1 protein-coding gene is annotated in these 359 nt (G+C 46.5%); it reads right to left on the bottom strand.

Going from position 1 to position 359, the window contains the following annotated elements; translation table 11 throughout:
* Window positions 1–359 (bottom strand): ATP-binding cassette domain-containing protein (locus CWC14_RS18890; protein WP_138564409.1); only part of this gene is annotated, 359 nt, incomplete at both ends.

Raw genomic sequence — 359 nt, 5'->3', positions numbered from 1 at the left:
CTTGTTCGCCAACTTGCAAATCAAGGCCGTTAGGATGGGCGTTGATAAGTTCCATCAGACCAGCTTTCTCTGCAGCTGCTATTATTTGTTCATCTTCGGCATGCCACGCACCAAGCGTGATGTTGTCTCTTAACGTACCGTACATTAAGCTCACGTCTTGGGGAACATATCCTATATTGTGGCGTAGCTCAGCCGGGTCGAGTTGGCCGATATCAATGTCATCAACTAATATATGGCCTGCATTAGGGCTATATAACCCCATAAGAAGCTTCTCAATGGTGCTTTTGCCAGAGCCATTTTTACCGACGAGGGCCACATGCTCACCGACATTAATTTGCAGTGACACGTTGCGTATAATA

The sequence above is a fragment of the Pseudoalteromonas sp. S3260 genome, from assembly GCF_005886925.1.
Classification (GTDB): domain Bacteria; phylum Pseudomonadota; class Gammaproteobacteria; order Enterobacterales; family Alteromonadaceae; genus Pseudoalteromonas; species Pseudoalteromonas tetraodonis.
This window is presented reverse-complemented; position numbering and strand designations above follow the sequence as displayed.